The 16,019-nt window shown below is 40.5% G+C and carries 18 protein-coding genes; 10 read left to right on the top strand and 8 right to left on the bottom strand.

From position 1 onward, the window contains the following. The 4 genes from LMU01S_RS08215 to LMU01S_RS08230 form a co-directional block, all read left to right on the top strand. The coding region (locus tag LMU01S_RS08215; RefSeq protein WP_225354623.1) for a hypothetical protein at positions 1–353 on the top strand (353 nt) is incomplete at its 5' end. Positions 354–581: 228 nt separating this feature from the next. After that, positions 582–818 (top strand): hypothetical protein, encoded by a 237-nt coding sequence (locus tag LMU01S_RS08220; RefSeq protein ID WP_061773568.1) that lies wholly within the window; start codon positions 582–584, stop codon positions 816–818. Between the two features lie 133 nt (positions 819–951). After that, the gene (locus LMU01S_RS08225) at positions 952–1,386 is read left to right on the top strand and encodes a PH domain-containing protein (protein ID WP_056958876.1); all 435 of its coding nucleotides are present in this window, start codon (positions 952–954) and stop codon (positions 1,384–1,386) included. Next, on the top strand, positions 1,376–2,725 hold the full coding sequence (locus LMU01S_RS08230; RefSeq protein ID WP_056958875.1) for a PH domain-containing protein: 1,350 nt from the start codon (positions 1,376–1,378) through the stop codon (positions 2,723–2,725). The genes LMU01S_RS08225 and LMU01S_RS08230 overlap by 11 nt, the downstream gene beginning before the upstream one ends. 83 nt (positions 2,726–2,808) lie before the next feature. On the opposite strand, the gene LMU01S_RS08235 is transcribed toward LMU01S_RS08230, so the two are convergent. Both LMU01S_RS08235 and LMU01S_RS08240 read right to left on the bottom strand, forming a co-directional pair. Beyond that, entirely contained in the window at positions 2,809–3,867 is a 1,059-nt protein-coding gene (locus LMU01S_RS08235; protein ID WP_056958874.1) for a DUF4767 domain-containing protein, read from the bottom strand. A 17-nt stretch (positions 3,868–3,884) separates the two neighbouring features. After that, positions 3,885–4,652, bottom strand: a complete 768-nt coding sequence (locus tag LMU01S_RS08240) for an epoxyqueuosine reductase QueH (RefSeq protein ID WP_004050993.1) — start codon at positions 4,650–4,652, stop codon at positions 3,885–3,887. A gap of 88 nt (positions 4,653–4,740) precedes the next feature. Here LMU01S_RS08240 and LMU01S_RS08245 point away from each other — a divergent pair, with 88 nt between their 5' ends. After that, positions 4,741–4,995 carry a hypothetical protein gene (locus LMU01S_RS08245; protein ID WP_056958873.1) on the top strand — a complete coding sequence of 85 codons (255 nt, stop codon included), beginning with the start codon at positions 4,741–4,743 and terminating at the stop codon, positions 4,993–4,995. A 310-nt stretch (positions 4,996–5,305) separates the two neighbouring features. After that, a complete protein-coding gene (locus LMU01S_RS08250; protein ID WP_056958872.1) occupies positions 5,306–6,328 on the top strand; it encodes a branched-chain amino acid aminotransferase in 1,023 nt (340 codons plus the stop codon). Positions 6,329–6,370: 42 nt separating this feature from the next. Here the strand turns inward: LMU01S_RS08250 and LMU01S_RS08255 are convergent, their stop codons facing one another. Next, positions 6,371–7,126, bottom strand: coding sequence for a flavodoxin family protein (locus tag LMU01S_RS08255; RefSeq protein ID WP_082613053.1), 756 nt, complete (start codon positions 7,124–7,126; stop codon positions 6,371–6,373). Between the two features lie 165 nt (positions 7,127–7,291). Between LMU01S_RS08255 and LMU01S_RS08260 the strand changes: the two genes are divergently transcribed. Then, positions 7,292–8,737, top strand: a complete 1,446-nt coding sequence (locus LMU01S_RS08260) for an amino acid ABC transporter substrate-binding protein/permease (RefSeq protein WP_056958871.1) — start codon at positions 7,292–7,294, stop codon at positions 8,735–8,737. Between the two features lie 89 nt (positions 8,738–8,826). Here the strand turns inward: LMU01S_RS08260 and LMU01S_RS08265 are convergent, their stop codons facing one another. The 4 genes from LMU01S_RS08265 to LMU01S_RS08280 form a co-directional block, all read right to left on the bottom strand. Beyond that, positions 8,827–9,375, bottom strand: a complete 549-nt coding sequence (locus tag LMU01S_RS08265; protein ID WP_004051000.1) for a 5-formyltetrahydrofolate cyclo-ligase — start codon at positions 9,373–9,375, stop codon at positions 8,827–8,829. Between the two features lie 103 nt (positions 9,376–9,478). Then, positions 9,479–11,608, bottom strand: a complete 2,130-nt coding sequence (locus LMU01S_RS08270; protein ID WP_056958870.1) for an ATP-dependent Clp protease ATP-binding subunit — start codon at positions 11,606–11,608, stop codon at positions 9,479–9,481. 158 nt (positions 11,609–11,766) lie between these two features. Further along, positions 11,767–11,994, bottom strand: a complete 228-nt coding sequence (locus tag LMU01S_RS08275; protein WP_004051003.1) for a hypothetical protein — start codon at positions 11,992–11,994, stop codon at positions 11,767–11,769. 155 nt (positions 11,995–12,149) lie between these two features. Continuing rightward, on the bottom strand, positions 12,150–12,626 hold the full coding sequence (locus LMU01S_RS08280) for a nucleoside 2-deoxyribosyltransferase (RefSeq protein ID WP_004051005.1): 477 nt from the start codon (positions 12,624–12,626) through the stop codon (positions 12,150–12,152). Between the two features lie 228 nt (positions 12,627–12,854). Here LMU01S_RS08280 and LMU01S_RS08285 point away from each other — a divergent pair, with 228 nt between their 5' ends. From LMU01S_RS08285 to LMU01S_RS08295, 3 genes are all read left to right on the top strand, one after another. Beyond that, the gene (locus LMU01S_RS08285) at positions 12,855–13,601 is read left to right on the top strand and encodes a deoxynucleoside kinase (RefSeq protein WP_056958869.1); all 747 of its coding nucleotides are present in this window, start codon (positions 12,855–12,857) and stop codon (positions 13,599–13,601) included. A 57-nt stretch (positions 13,602–13,658) separates the two neighbouring features. Next, entirely contained in the window at positions 13,659–14,546 is an 888-nt protein-coding gene (locus tag LMU01S_RS08290) for a CPBP family intramembrane glutamic endopeptidase (RefSeq protein ID WP_056958868.1), read from the top strand. Positions 14,547–14,618: 72 nt separating this feature from the next. Then, positions 14,619–15,092, top strand: a complete 474-nt coding sequence (locus LMU01S_RS08295; protein WP_056958879.1) for a universal stress protein — start codon at positions 14,619–14,621, stop codon at positions 15,090–15,092. A gap of 124 nt (positions 15,093–15,216) precedes the next feature. Here LMU01S_RS08295 and LMU01S_RS08300 read toward each other — a convergent pair. After that, on the bottom strand, positions 15,217–16,019 hold an 803-nt coding region (locus tag LMU01S_RS08300; RefSeq protein WP_156470398.1), incomplete at its 5' end, for a Rib/alpha-like domain-containing protein.

Below are 16,019 nucleotides of genomic sequence, written 5' to 3' on the forward strand. Positions count from 1 at the left end.
GGAAAATATCAATGTTACATCTAATACCAAATGATCTACCCCAAGCACTCGAAAAGTTAGCTTGGCTAAAAGCAAATGGCTATAACACAGCTACCAGAGAAAGTGTCATCAACGACATGACGCAAGACGGTGTCCAAGATATGCTCGACACAGCACTTGAGGGTCCATATTGGGGGACCGCGTGGGAAAAGCCCGATATGATCTTAACGATTACGGGAAGTCTGGGAGAAGAGATCGCCAAAGTTCATCCGCGAAAAGGATTTGAGACCTTTTCACAAGATCTAGCAGATAATGATCTGCTCTACTGGCGTAATTTATCGGCTCAAGTCAGTGCAGCGATCGGCAACGATTAGTAGCGATGCCGTTAATGATTTTTAACCATAACATATCCCACCTTGCTTAACCAGTGACTAGGATAAAACTTTCATATGCCTACCTGCTTACATTGCTGGTATATCTAGGAAAAGTCTATATGTTAAAAAAATCTTAACTTTATATTTTCATAAATTCTAAAATTTTTCTTGCATTTGCAAATTACTATGGTAGAATTTAAAGTAATTTTTGCAAGGGGGAAGAATACAATGGTTAAATTTAGACGTGTTCGTGCGTTTGACACTGAGAACTTGGCTAAAGACATGACTATCGTAAAAAAAGATATTCAAATCTCTGGTCATAAGATCAAAAATGTGCCAGTCCAGCTTGAAGATTCGCAGTCTGAAGATATTAGTTACCTTATTCCAGACCCTATCTTTAAACGTCTATATTCGATTATCCGAAAAAACACTGAAAGTGTTGAATTCGACTTTGATAAGCTCTAAAGTCGGTCAAGTCTATTAATTTGAGAATTACCCGCGCATTTCCTCTTTGGGAGATGCGCTTTTTAGTTTGATTTATAGAAAACGCTTACCGAAAACAGTATAATAAAAGAAAAGACCATTGGGGGGGATTTAGATGCAAACCTTTACTGTTGCCAAACAATACTTGTATTATAGGTTCTCATTAGCTTTTATCACTTACACACTGCTGCTTTTACTGGGATATTTTTTACTCCAACACTTCGATCATGGCAATTATTTTCGACCCACCTTATTTTTTTGGAGTATTGTTTTTGTTTTAGATTGTCTACGTAGCTTTTTTTATTGGAAATATGCTCGACTCAGTTTTAGTTCTACAGCCGTCATCGTTACCAAAGGCCGTTTCTTTTACTCAAAAACTACGATCCCGCTTGAAAAGATATATATTGTTTCAGAAAGTACAAATGTCTACTTACAGCTTTTCAAATTAAAAAGACTAAATTTTCAAACGATCGCACAGGCAGCTAGTTTTGCCGGGATCACTGAAGACTTCCAGCTTCCCGTGAAAGTAGGTGGGCGTGATGAAGGCTAGACATCAATCGGTGAAATATTTTGCAGTCAAATATACGGAATTTTTTGTCCGTAACGGTCTGATCTACTTGCCCTTGCTGGTTTTTATCTTCATTCTTCCCAATTTTTGGACACTTTTACTTTTCCTGGGTTATACTAGCTCGCTCATTGCGATTTTTTTACGCTATTTCACTACCACCTACCGCATTGAGGCTGATACTTTGACGCTCACAACTGGGGTCATTGCAAAAACAACGCTCAAACTCAAACAAGCTGAGCTCAGCCACACGCTTTCAAACTTCCGCGTCGAACAGACTATCTATCAAAAATTCTTCCGCACGCAAGGTATCCAGATCTATCTCAACAACAGTACCACCGAAGAAGCAATTGAGTTTTTTGCTTTGACCCCTGAGCAGTTAGCGCAATTACAGGAATTTTTAGCCGCGTTCCAGCCCGCTACGGAAATAGTTACAGAAAACAAAGCAAGCCTCATTGAAAAATCACAAGCTGATTTCCTAACAATTGTAAAAACTGGCCTTATTTCCACACGATACTTAGCTTATTTGGCCTTAGTCCTTCAATTAGAAGAGCAGTTTCCACAGCTACAACGTTTCTTTGATCTCACGGCGCTATGGTTTTGGGCGGTCTTAGTCAGTGGTGCGCTCCTTTTTAGTCTCGCTTACCACTATATAAGCTTTGCCAAGTTTTCGTTATGGGAAACTGAGCATAATTTTATCGTTAAAAATCATTTCTTTACCACTGACCAAAATACGATCCCTAAGTCTGCGATCGTTGGGCTAGAGTTGACCAGTGATCTTAATCGTCGACTCTTTAAACTGACCTGTATTACCGCGATCTTGGCTAACAGTGATACTGACCAAGACGAAAACCGCTCCAAAAATTTCTTATTTCCTCTATTACCAACACATGAGCTCTTACCGACTTTAGCCCGTTATTTCCCTCGAATCCCGCGCGAACTTTTTGAGCTTCCAAGCTATCGGCCTAAGGTTCGCTACCAGCTAGGATATTTGCTAAAAATTGGCATTCTAGGGGCAAGCTTATACTTTATCCTGCAATTTTTCATGAGTTGGCTCAGTGCTTTAGGCGTGATCGTTACAGGGATACTTTTGTTGTCACGTTTATTATTTGAACCACTAACAACACGGATGGCTCATACCCCAGACTACTTTATCTTTACCAGTGGTCTCATCAATAAACGGACTTATATCTTACCTCGAAAAATGCTCGCGAGTATCAAAACAACAGACTATCTTGACATCATTATTGGTTCGACGTTGACCTTTACCACGACTGACGGCAAAACGATCAGGCTGCTTAGCACTGACGAAAATATTTTATAACAGGAATTCTTTATTCCTCACTAGTATTAAAAACGCCCGTGACACTAAGTCACAGGCGTTTTAATATTTATCTAGAACCTATTTTATTGGTAAATCAAATCATCGTATTTAACTTCTGCTTGTTGTTCTGCTAAAGCTTCAGTTTGATAATAAACTGTGCTCGTCCATGCGCCAGCCCCACCACCAACTACTACGACCGGTGTTTGCTTGCCATCGATCAACTCGGTATGAGCTGCATAGAAAGTCCCAGCCCCAGCAGTTTGGTACCATCCACGAACATTGATATAATTCAAATCATTTTTCGTAACTTCACTGGCAGCTCCCCATTCTTGGCGTGCTTCTTGCACAGCGATATCTGTGTCAAATTTTCTACCGTTTCCTGGACGATATAAGATCGTTTTAGCAGGCTTTTCACCTTCAGACGTATAAACGATCTCATGTTCACTAACTTCTAGCTTAGACATTTTACCATAACTTTTGGCATACCAAGTTCCCCGCATTGCAACCGGAGTAGTTATATAACCGTTTCTCCCGTCGCTGTAAGCATCATCAGTTGCTGTTTTTTCGTTAGCTGAGCCAACTGTTGTCGTTGGTCTGCCATTATAAATATTGGCAAAATTTTCTTTTAAATCGTTATTTTTTGTTTGTGTCCAGTTATTTGAAGCAGTGTCTGTTTCGTTTACAAGTACGAGCGGAGTGCCATCTTTGATCGTAAAGGCATAAGTGATACTGCCACCAGTATTTTTATTGTAATTATATAGTGCAACGACAGCATAACCCACTTTTTGAGTTCCTTTTGGATCCCAGACAAGTTCTGCAGGCTGACCATCAACTGTTGCCGTTTTAAACTCAGTTGGGTAGACAGTTCCATTAGCAGTAGTCAAATTGGTTTCTCCCGTATATTGCGTGTACGTTTGATCCATCACTTTTTCCCACTGCTTGATAAAACTACTTAACTCAGTATCCTTTTGAGTCGTCCAAACACCGATTTTCGTAGCTGAGGCCTTCGCTCTTGTGCTTGAACTGGTGGTCTTCACAGTGGATGAACTTTCATTTGTACTTTCTTTTTTTGCTGTAGAGTTACTGCTACATCCAGCTAAAACGAGCGATAGTAACAATATTCCCAAAATGCCTTTTTTCACGATTTTAAAATGCCTCCCTATACTTCTTCACCATTGATCTGGAAGATGATCTCGGGAAATTCTTCGGTCCCATTCTTACCTTCCATAAATTCTAAGGCATCCCGTCTAGTCTGCGATAGATCAACACCCTGTTGTTTAGCAGCAAAGATGCAACCACAGTAACATTGACGGTAGATGTCATATTCCTTACACATCTCAACTGAACGTCGATAACCATTGCCCTTTTTAAAATCACTTGGCAAGTAATTGACGTCGTAAAAACGTTGGATCTCGATCCCTACTGAATTGATCGTTTGGGAGTTTTTATGTGGACTGATCGTCAATGCGCTCCCAAAATAATCAAAGCCTAACTCAACTGCTTTTTTGGCTACCATATCTAACCGGTAGTCAAAACAAGCTTTACAGCGATCGCCTCCTTCAGGCTCTTTTTCTAACCCACGTACTGCTTGGAAATATTCTTGAGGTTTATATGGGGCGGCCACAAATTGCACGTTATTTCCGGTCTTTTCGTTGAAATCATGGATAAATTTTTGTTGGACATATTCACGCCGTTGGTACTCCGCCCGGGGGTGAATATTTGAATTAGCAAAATAGATCGTCACATCCGCAAATTCTGTCATGCGCTCAAGTGTCGTCGTACTACATGGGGCACAACAGGAGTGCAGTAAGATCTTGGGGCGAATTTGGTCTTTTTGCCATGTCGAGACCATCTTCATCATGACTTTATCGTAATTGATCTTTTGGTTTAGATTCATTTTTGCCAAAATATCTTGCAGATCGATCAAAACCCTGACCCTCTTTCAATAAAATTTCTATTTTACAGTATAGCACACTATTATCGTGTATAATATTTTTTAGAAAAGAGGGCTCCCTATGCAAAAATATCGCGCTAAACTACAACGTTATACTATTATCCTAACTATCATCACGCTGATCGTTAGTGGGATCTTCATTACCTGTGTTTTAAATAACGTTTCAAAAATGCTACTATTAACACTACTTTTATTGCTATTTTTCGCCTTAAGTTCATTGATCAGTGTGATCTTCATGCTCTATCTCCCACGTTTAGAAAAATTCTTAGCTAAACGGCGCAAACAAAAAAAGGCCACTGACCAAAAGCGACCGTAGTACATCTATACTCCTAGAAGATAATAAGAGACCCCCCAGATGTAAAAATACGCATCTTGGGGGATCGTTGTGCGCAAAACACACCGGCTCGCAACGAACTTAATCCCCTTTACTCCACTTCGTCACAGTAAACATATTTTAGCGTGGCGTAAAAATGTCGAATTATCACTCGCAGCCCAAGAGTTTATCGAGTTTGTTAAAAATAATAAGCTTTAATCATCGAGTTGTTTTAATTATTTTTTCATAATTCTCTAAAGCGTGCTATAATCCATATAAGGCGATCTAACCAGCCTACAAAGGAGGAATTTTTATGACTGATCTAGTTGATCTTGACTGGGAAAATTTAGGGTTCGACTACATGGAGCTACCCTATCGTTATCGAGCACATTATAAGGATGGCCAGTGGCACAAAGCTGGCTTGACTGAGGACGCAACGATCGCGATCAATGAAGGCTCACCTGTCTTTCATTATGGTCAAGCTGCATTTGAAGGCTTAAAAGCGTATCGTTGTAAAGATGGTAGCATCAATCTTTTCCGGCCTGATCAAAATGCAGCGCGATTACAACGAAGCTGCCAACGTTTATTGATGCCAGAAGTGCCGACAGAGATGTTCATCGGCGCTCTAAAGCAAGTGGTAAAGGCAAATGAAGCCTATGTTCCTCCATATGGTTCAGGTGGCACCCTTTACTTACGTCCAAATATCATCGGGGTCGGACCAAATATCGGCGTTCATCCCGCTTCTGAATACATCTTTACCGTCTTTGCAATGCCTGTTGGTAACTACTTTAAAGGTGGGCTCCAACCTACTAACTTCTTAGCGGCTAATTACGACCGGGCTGCTCATAAAGGGACTGGTCAAAGTAAAGTTGGCGGTAACTATGCAGCTAGTCTCTTACCCGGGGCTGAAGCCAAAAAACAAGGCTTTTCTGACTGTATCTATTTAGATCCACTTGAACATAAGAAGATCGAAGAAGTTGGTTCGGCTAACTTCTTTGGGATCACTAACGATAACAAGTTCGTTACCCCAAGCTCCCCTTCGATCTTGCCAAGTATCACCAAATATTCATTGCTCTATCTTGCCAAAGAGCGCCTAGGGATGGAGACTGAAGAAACCGATATCTACTTAGATGATCTTGATCACTTAGTCGAAGCTGGTGCCTGTGGGACGGCGGCTGTGATCTCTCCGATCGGTGGTTTCCAGATCGGTGACAAATTGCACGTCTTTTATTCAGAGACAAAAGTTGGTCCCGTCACCAAGAAACTCTATGATGAATTGACCGGGATCCAATTTGGCGATAAAAAAGCGCCTGAAGGTTGGATCGTTAAAGTTTAAACAAATAAAAAATGCTGAGCACGTCATCAATGCCCAGCATTTTTACTTACGTTTGTGTTTGACGACCGTAAAGAAATGCAGTGTGATCGATAATAGAATAAAAAAGATCACCACAAAAGAAATATAATTGTTCCAAAATCCCAGTGTTTGGCCTAATAGATGTAAGACTCCCGTTTGGATCAACATCGTGATAAAAGCCATCGCTGCTACAATGAAAAATAACTCGATATATCGTTTCACAGTCTGATCATCCTTTCGCTGTAAGCTACCAGCCTTTTGGCCTAAGTGACTTAACTCGACTTGCTTTTTAGCCGGTAAAGTCGTTAAAAAATATGTATTGGTTTGAACTGCCTCACCTGCTTTGATCAAGCCTAAAGTTGTCATAACTTTATCCATCGTGCGCAAAGCTGTATCAGTCGTTCCAGTGAACATGTTTTCCCAAGTCTTAGTATAGCAATTCGTCAATAAAACATAGTGTTTATGCAAAAAAGTCTCCAGCGGATGCGGATCGCCATTTTTATCAAAACGTAAGGTCAATTGACGTAAACAATCCAAAAAGTTCTTCATCACACCTGACAACGCGCCCCAATACGTCGGAGCCGCTAAGACCCAAACATCGGCTTGCTTTAATTTTTCAACGAGATTATCTAATTCAGGACTTCCCGGATAGATCTTATGGTCCAATAAAAAGATCTGTTCGACTTCATTTTCAGGTCCAACATTAGCTAAAACTTGATCTAACATCTGCTTTGTGATCCCATCACGCTTATAGCAACCTGCAATTCCTATGATCTTCACCAAAAGCCCTTCTTTCATAAAAAATCTCCGATCAATCGCTCTCATTATAGCATAATTACTCGTATCTCCTCTTTTTTCTGCTCAAATATTAATTAAAGAATTTATCCATTTTTAAAACCCTGATTATGGTATATTAATATATATATCATTGTAAGGGGTATTTTTATGACTAAAAAATTATTTGGACTCGTGAGTTTACTCTGTGCATGCCTATTTTTCTTTAGTTTCAGCTCTACAGCGCATGCAGAAAAAACTTATCAGATCGGAACAGACGTTACTTATCCACCATTTGAATTTGCCAATAAAGATAATAAATACGTCGGGATCGATATTGACCTTCTAAAAGCGATCGCTAAAGAAGAAAATTTCAAAGTCGAGATCAAGCCCGTCGGTTTCAATGCCGCTGTCCAATCGCTCCAATCAGGCCAATTGGATGGTGTCATGGCCGGAATGGCAATGACTGATGAGCGTAAAGTAAAATTCGATTTTTCAGAACCATACTACAAAACTGGTTTTGTCATGGCTGTTGCAAAAGACAGTAAGATCACTAAACTCGAACAATTGCGTGGCAAACGTGTAGCGATCAAAACTGGCACGGCAGCCGGTGAATATGCCGTATCTTTAAAAGACAAATATGGATTTACTACGGTTACTTTTGATGATTCTGACAATATGTATAATGATGTCGTCAATGGAAATTCGGTCGCATGTTTTGAAGATATTCCTGTCATGCAATATGCGATCAAAACCGGAACCGCCCTTAAGATCGTCACCAAACCAGCCCAAGGTGGCTATTACGGTTTTGCTGTGATGAAGGGACAAAATCAAGAATTACTCAAAAAATTTAATGCTGGCTTAGCTAAGATCAAGAAAAATGGCGAATATCAAAAAATCGTTGATCGCTATCTTAGTTCCAAAACGGTAGCTGCCCAAAAAGAAGCTAAAAAAGATGGCAATAGTGAACGCACATTTCTTGGCTTATTAAAACAAAACCGCCAAGCTTTGTTAAAAGGGCTAGGTGAGACCCTTTACTTAACGATCGTCGGGATCATCTGTGCAACGATCTTTGGGGTGATCATCGGTTTACTTGGGATCTTGCCTAATAAATTTGCCCAAGGTCTCTCCACCACTATTATCTATATTTTCCGTGGGTTACCACTACTAGTCCTAGCTTTGTTCATCTATAATGGACTTCCATCGCTTACTGGGGTCAAGATCCCGGCCTTTGTCGCTGGGGTGATCACCTTGATGTTAAATGAAGGTGCCTACACTGCCGCTTTTGTTAAAGGTGGGATCGAAGCCGTTGACAAGGGACAAATGGAGGCCGCCCGTTCATTAGGGCTTCCATTTGGTACCGCAATGCGTAAAGTTATCTTGCCCCAAGGACTCAAGATCATGGTGCCATCCTTTGTCAACCAGTTCATCATTACCTTAAAGGACACCTCGATCCTTTCGATCATTGGTATCTTGGAATTGACTCAGACTGGTAAGATCATCATCGCTCGTAACCTTGAAGGCTTCAAAGTTTGGACGATCATCGCTTTGATCTACCTCATCATCATCACACTTTTGACTTGGTTATCAAATTACGTTCAAAAGAAAATGAAATAATGAGTAACACAAAATATGTTGCTTAGTAAATAGCGCGAGCTCCACCATGATGTTGGTGGGACCCGCGCTATTTATACGGCATTAAATTTTTAGTCTGTCAGCGTGATCATATTTTGGAGTGGAACATCAAATTCATCTATCGGCCACTGAGCCGTTGGATAAGCCATTGCTGGCGCTACCAAAGATACAGTATTTCCTGGGAAATTTTTTAAATAGCGATCATAGTAGCCACCACCAAAACCTAAACGGATCTTGCTGTCTAAAGCGTAGGCTATCCCCGGAACGATCAAAAGATCTATGTCAGTTTGAATTTTTTTAGCATCATATCTAGGTTCTAAGACACCAAACTTACTCATCTCAAGCTCTTTTTTTGTATCCGCTGGTAAAAAGACCATCTGGCGTCCCGGCAACGTGCGCGGATAAAAAACTTTTTTCCCCTCACGCTTAGCCTGAATACTTATCAACTCAGTCGGTACTTCAATTTCACCTGCTAGCGTTAGTCCGACTGTCTGTGCTTGTTGCCACATGTCTGTAGCAAATAATTTTTCGGCTAACTTGCTTCCAGAGGCGTTAGTTTCTAGTGTTGCATTCGCCAATTTTTCTAATTGTCGTTTCCGAAATTCTATTTTAGTCTGCATTATTCTCCCCCCTCATCTCAAGCATAAGCACACAATACAAAAAAAGCAACCGTCAAGAACTGACGGTTGCTTAAGTGTGTTATTTCATTGTTTAGAAGGAATTTTAGTCTTTTGCTTTCGTTTCATTAGCATCGTCTTTACGTTCTGCGATAACTAAAGCTCCATCTTTCATATCTGCTTCTAAATGCTTAACATCAATGTTGTCCAAGTAGAAGTCAGTTACTTTATCACGAATTTGTTGTTCGATGACACGCCGCAATGGACGAGCCCCCATAGCTTCATCGTAACCTTGTTCGATCAAGAATTCCTTAGCAGGTTCAGAAACTTCTAAGTCTAAGCCCTTCTTAGCCAAGTTACGATTTACGTCAGCCAACATCAAGTCAACGATATGGTGTAAGTCTTCCTTGGTCAAGTGTGAGAATTCGATGACTGCGTTGAAACGGTTCAAGAATTCAGGTCTGAAGTATGGAGCTAACTTCTTCATGATCTCTTCGTCTTTGTCTTCATCGCCTGTCAATGCTTCATTACCAAAGCCAGCGTTTGAAGTTGCGATGATCACTGTGTTCTTGAAGTTGACCGTATTACCTTGACCATCTGTCAAACGGCCATCATCAAGTACTTGTAATAACAAGGTGATAACTTGAGGATCAGCCTTTTCGATCTCATCTAACAAAACGATCGAGTATGGTTGACGACGAACACGTTCCGTCAAAGTATTGCTGTTATCATCATAGCCAACATAGCCTGCTGTTGTCCCGATCAATTTAGAAACAGCTGTCCGATCTGAGTATTCAGACATATCTAAGCGGATGATCGCATCTTTATTGCCAAACATGTCATAAGCTAATTGTTTAGCTAATTCAGTCTTACCAACACCTGTAGGTCCAACGAATAAGAAGGAACCAATTGGACGGTTGCCATCATCAAAGCCTGCACGGTTACGACGGATAGCACGTGAAACAGCTTCAACGGCTTCGTCTTGACCGATAACTTTGCCCTTCAAGCGACTTTCGATGTTGCGTAAGCGTTCGATATCACTTGCACCCATTTTAGATACAGGAATACCTGTTAAACGTTCAACGGATTGAGCAACATCATCAACTGTTGCTGTAACTTTTTGGGCTTCCGAATTGCTGTTTAATTTTGCTTCTAATTCATCGATCTTAGCTTTAACATTCAAAGCTTCTTCGTAGTCTTCTTTATCAGCAGCAGCTTGTTGTTCATCTTTAGCTTTCTTGATCTCAGCTTCGATCTGCTTAGCATCTGTAACTGTATGTTGTGAGGCTAAGTGAGCAGCCGTCATATCTACTAAGTCGATCGCCTTATCAGGTAATGTCCGTTGTGGGATATATTGGACTGATAAGTCAACCGCTGCTTTCAAAACATCGTCTGGTAAGACAACATTGTGATGATCTTCGTAAAGTTTACGAATACCTTCCAAGATCTTGAAGGTATCTTCTGGTGTTGGTTCATTAACGACAACTTCATTGAAACGCCGTGCTAAAGCAGCATTTTTCAAAATAGTGTTACGGTATTCATCTTGTGTCGTTGCACCGATAACTGAAATTTCACCACGAGACAATGCAGGTTTCAAAATATCAGCTAAACCTTTCGAGCCACTATCGCCACCGGTCGAACCAGCACCCAAAATTTGGTGGATCTCATCAAAGAACAAGATGATGTTGCCAGCTTCTTTGACTTCGTTGACCAAGTTTTGGATGTTTTCTTCAAAACTACCACGATATTGAGTCCCAGCTTCAAGTGAAGAAATATCAATGCTTACGATCTCTTTATTCTTGATCGCAGCTGGTACATCGCCGTTTACGATCGCTTGGGCTAAGCCTTCAACAACAGCCGTCTTACCAACACCAGCATCCCCAACTAAAACAGGATTGTTCTTTGTCCGGCGAGCCAAGATCTCAGCGGCTTCTTGGATCTCTTTTTTACGTCCAATAACTGGATCTAACTTACCTTCACGTGCATCTTGTGTCAAATTACGACCAAGCTTTTGCAAAACACTACCTTCTTGTTGGCCAGCTTGTTGTTGCATTGCAGCTTGTTGTTGAGCTTGATTTGGCAAGCGACCTGTTTGACGATATTGTCTGAATTCTTCAGGTGTAACTTCATGACCATTGATCATATAACGGCTACTTTCTGAACTTAAACCATTGTTACCCCATAATTGATTAAAGATGTCGTCCATGTCTCCAAATGGATCTGTATATCTAGCCATAAATAATCCCTCGCTTTTTTTACTTAAATAATTTTTTAGATTTATAACGCTTGTAATATACAACTTATAATTTTGCATTGCAAACAAAAACACTTGTCTGCCGAAAAAAGCCCAAGTGGTCAACCAGAGCTTTTTGGATCATAAATCGTAATACTACATTACTTCCAATTCATATAGTTTTCTTCGAGCTCTTGCAAAACTTGCCACATCGTTGCATGTTGCGCCCTAGCTAAGGCATCAAGATCACGCAAGTTTAGGGAAGTTGCACGAGTTTGTTGTTTGTTGAACGATTTATGAAGGGTCGTATAACCATAACCCGACCTCTTGGATACCTCATAAATAGTCAATTCCTTTTCACGTAGGTAACCTTTGATGTCGATCTCCATTGGTCCTCACCTCCACAAAAATAATTATACCACATTCGTGATACTTTACAAGTGTAAAATACCACAAATGTGAAATATTTTTTTAAACTTTATTTTTTAAGCAATAAGTCTAAAAAAATAACCCCTACCACATAGTAGGAGTTAGGCAAATTTATTTAGATCACAGGACGGGGACAAAATTTTGGCATCAATTCGTCAAAATCATATTCTTCCAAAGCTGCCAAGCCTTCTTTTGTAACATCAAAATAAGCTGTCAAACCTTGGGCGATCATCAAGTTGACTTCTTTTTCAGGATCAAATTGCACAACGATCACTGGTGTCTTGGTCGCATAAGCATAACCGATCTCAAAGGCTGTTCCTGAGTCCGGTTCGTTTTCTTTAGTCTCTTCTAATTTGTAGTCCACGATCGCTACGACTACATCGCTCGCATCGATCTGGTTAGTATCAAGGCCAAAAGTAGCTTTTTGCCACTCAAAGCTGCCAAATTCAGCTGCTTTATATTCATGTTCATGAGGAATAAAGATATTTTTGGGATCGATCGTTTTATTATTGCTCAAAGCAGCTTTAACTTTAGCGATCCGTTCTTTTTGAGCTGGACTAAAAAATGGTGATGCAAGATATACAGATTTCATTTTGGAGCCTCCTAAGATAAGTATATTTTCAGTATACGTGACTAAAATCAGTAAAAGCAAGTTATATTATCAGATCATCTTCAACAAGCCTTCCCACAACATGTTGTGGTTAATTTTAAAAAAACACAAGATACGCTTTATTTTTGATCGATTTCCGAGTATGATTGTAGAGGTACTTAAATAATTTAACACTAACCAGATCTTATAGGAAAGGATGCTTCAATCATTTTGATCACACTATCAGGAATCATCGGCTCTGGGAAGTCGAGTTTAACCGAAATTTTAGCTCAAGAATTAGGCACTAAAGCATATTACGAACCCGTCAAAGATAATCCCGTTTTACCTATCTTCTACAAGGGTAACGAGATCGCTGCTAAAAAGCGTGCTGCTGGCGATAAAGATGCAACTAACCCATATGCCTATCTCTTGCAAACATTCTTCTTAAACCGCCGTTTTGCGATGATCAAGGCTGCTATGCAAGAAGACAACAACATCTTGGACCGCTCGATCTACGAAGACGAGATCTTCATGAAGATGAACACCGAAATGGGCAACGCAACTGAAGTCGAATACGACATCTACAAGAGCTTACTTTCAAATATGATGGAAGAACTACCATTTGCATCCCATAAGAAGTCACCTGATTTGATGATCACGATCAAAGTGTCCTACGATACAATGTTAAAACGGATCGAAAAACGCGGTCGTGATTATGAACTAGTCGAACGTGACCCTTCCTTAGTTGAATACTACCAACGTCTTTTACGTCATTACGATGTTTGGATGGAAGAATACGATTCTTCGCCACTTTTGATCATCGATGGCGACAAATACGATTTTGTTAGCAGTGTGGCTGATCGGATCGCAGTCTTAGAACAAATCGAAGAAAAGCTTTACGAACTAAACAAGATCAGTAAAGAACAACTTGCCGACCTGAAGAAACAACATCTTGAATTATTAAATGAAGTTGGGTGATAATAGAGCTGAGAGTCCCTTCTCAGCTCTATTTTTTATGAAAGAAGGTTTTGTTATATGGAAAAAACTGAACGTAAAGATCTCAAAAAGACACTTTGGGTCGGCCTTTCCTGCTTAATAGCATTTAATATTGCTATTTTAGTAGCACTTAGCATCTTAAATCCAGAAAATCCCGATGAAAGTGGCGTCCCATACTTTTTTGCAGTTGCAGCCGAATTGTTCATTATCTTTGTTGCCACAAATAAAAAGACTCAACGCCAACTTTTTGATGTTTATCGCCAACCAACTGCCCACAAAATTTTTCAATGGGTCTGCTTTTTGGGTCTGACACAGATCATTTTCAGCTACAACAGTGCCTTGATCGAGATGCTCTTAAACTTCTTTCATCTGAGTGCTCAAAGCCAAGAAGAAAGTGCTACTGGAGCTAATGAAACGCTCTCGATGTTTATCTATGGTTCATTTCTAGCCCCGTTTGGAGAAGAGATCTTATTTCGCGGTTTTCTTTTGCAAAACTTCAAACGCTATGGTGTTCGTTTTGCAATTATTTTTTCAGCTATTTTATTTGGCATCTACCATGGTAACATCGTCCAGACACCCTTCGCCTTCATTTTAGGACTTTTGCTCGGTTATATTACTGTGAGTTACGGTCTCAAATATGCGATCGCTGTGCATATCTTTAATAATATGATCCTAGCTGATTTTTTAGACCGTTTTTTACAGTTATCCTCAGAAAATACTGCCACAACTATCAGCACCATTATCATGGGAAGTTTAGCACTCGGGGGACTTTATTATTTATATCGTTTTTGGCATACACAACGTCAAAAATTATTTGCACCGATCGACTATTCCGTCATAAGAAACGCTTTGTTCAATCTTCCTTTCATGATCTTACTTGTGATCTGCTTATTAGAAATGCTAGCTGGCTTGACTCCGCTTCACTAAGGGATATCGCTTGCAGATTTTTAAGCCAAGGGAGTATCATTAAATAAAGAGATAAAGGTAAGGTGATGCATGATGGCACTTAATTATGAACGTGTATTAGTAGCGATCGATGGTTCTAAGGGTTCTGATGTAGCGTTAGAAACTGCGATCGATGTAACTAAAAGAAATGAGGCTCATTTAGACATTTTGCGTGTCTTAGACCTTAATTCACTCGAATACGGTGGCGCCGGGATCGCTTTAGATGGGGAACAGATCTATCGCATCGAACAAGAAAACGAAGCTTATTTACTCAAATTACGTGAAGAACTCATTGAAAAGCACGGTTTTAAGTCCGATCAGGTCAATGTCCACATTCGTTTTGGTAATCCTAAGATCGTGATCACCGAAGATTTCCAACCTGAATACAACATTGATATGATCATTGTTGGTTCGACTGGTAAGAGCTTCTTACACCGCATCGTAACTGGTTCTGTTGCTTCTCATGTGACCCGAACAGCTAAATGTGATGTATTAGTGGCTCGCTCCACTGAGGAAAACTTGAAATGATCATTTAAGACCTTGAAACGACTCAAGGTCTTATTTTTTGTACACAAAGAGGCAGGCATATTTCAAATCACTTGAAATAGCCTGCCTCTTTTAAGCTGAGTAAGTCTCAACTTAAGGTCAACGTTTATTCTTCTTCACGTTTCTTCTTACTTTTCAAAGCACCTAAACCTGCAAGTCCTGCCAAGCCAGTTAAGGCTGCTCCAAGCGCTTTAGCCTTTTGATCGTCTGAATCACCTGTTTGTGGCAACTCAGTCTTAGCTGTACTTGGTGGTGTTTGCTTGTTAGTTGTTGGGGTCGCCATTGGCGCCTCTGTTTTTTGACTTGGAGTGCTTGTTGTTTGTCCACCAGCAGTTGCTTTAGCTTTGACGGTGATCGTTGTTTCAACGATGTCGACCGAGCCGTCTGGATACGTTACTTTGACTAACGCTTTGAACGTGCCTACTTTAGACGTATCTGGCATTTCGACCCATTCGACTTTAGTACCGGCCGGCAGATCGCCTAAGTTTGCGATCGCATCTTTAGCATCTGGTACTTGACCTTGAATAACTTCGATCGGCTTGGTGATCGGTTCGTTCTTATCGGCATCAGTCTTGTTATCTGTGACCGTGATCTTCACTGTGATCTCATCAGTCGAGCCATCTGGGTACGTCACGATGATCGTGCCTTCCTTTTCGCCTGGTGTAGTCGTATCCACTGGCATCTTCCATTCAAATTTCGTGCCTGGTGGAAGGTCGCCCTTATTGGCAATTCCGTCTCCTGGGGCTGGTGTACCACCCACTGGCGTCATGATATCTTTACCTGCTGGATCATACAGATCTGCATCAGTACCAACTTTGACCTTCACTGTCACTTCTTCACTCGAACCGTCTGGATATGTTACAACGATCGTACCTTCTTTTTCACCTGGTGTCGTTGTATCTACCGGCG

It is taken from the genome of Ligilactobacillus murinus DSM 20452 = NBRC 14221 (assembly GCF_001591685.1).
Classification (GTDB): domain Bacteria; phylum Bacillota; class Bacilli; order Lactobacillales; family Lactobacillaceae; genus Ligilactobacillus; species Ligilactobacillus murinus.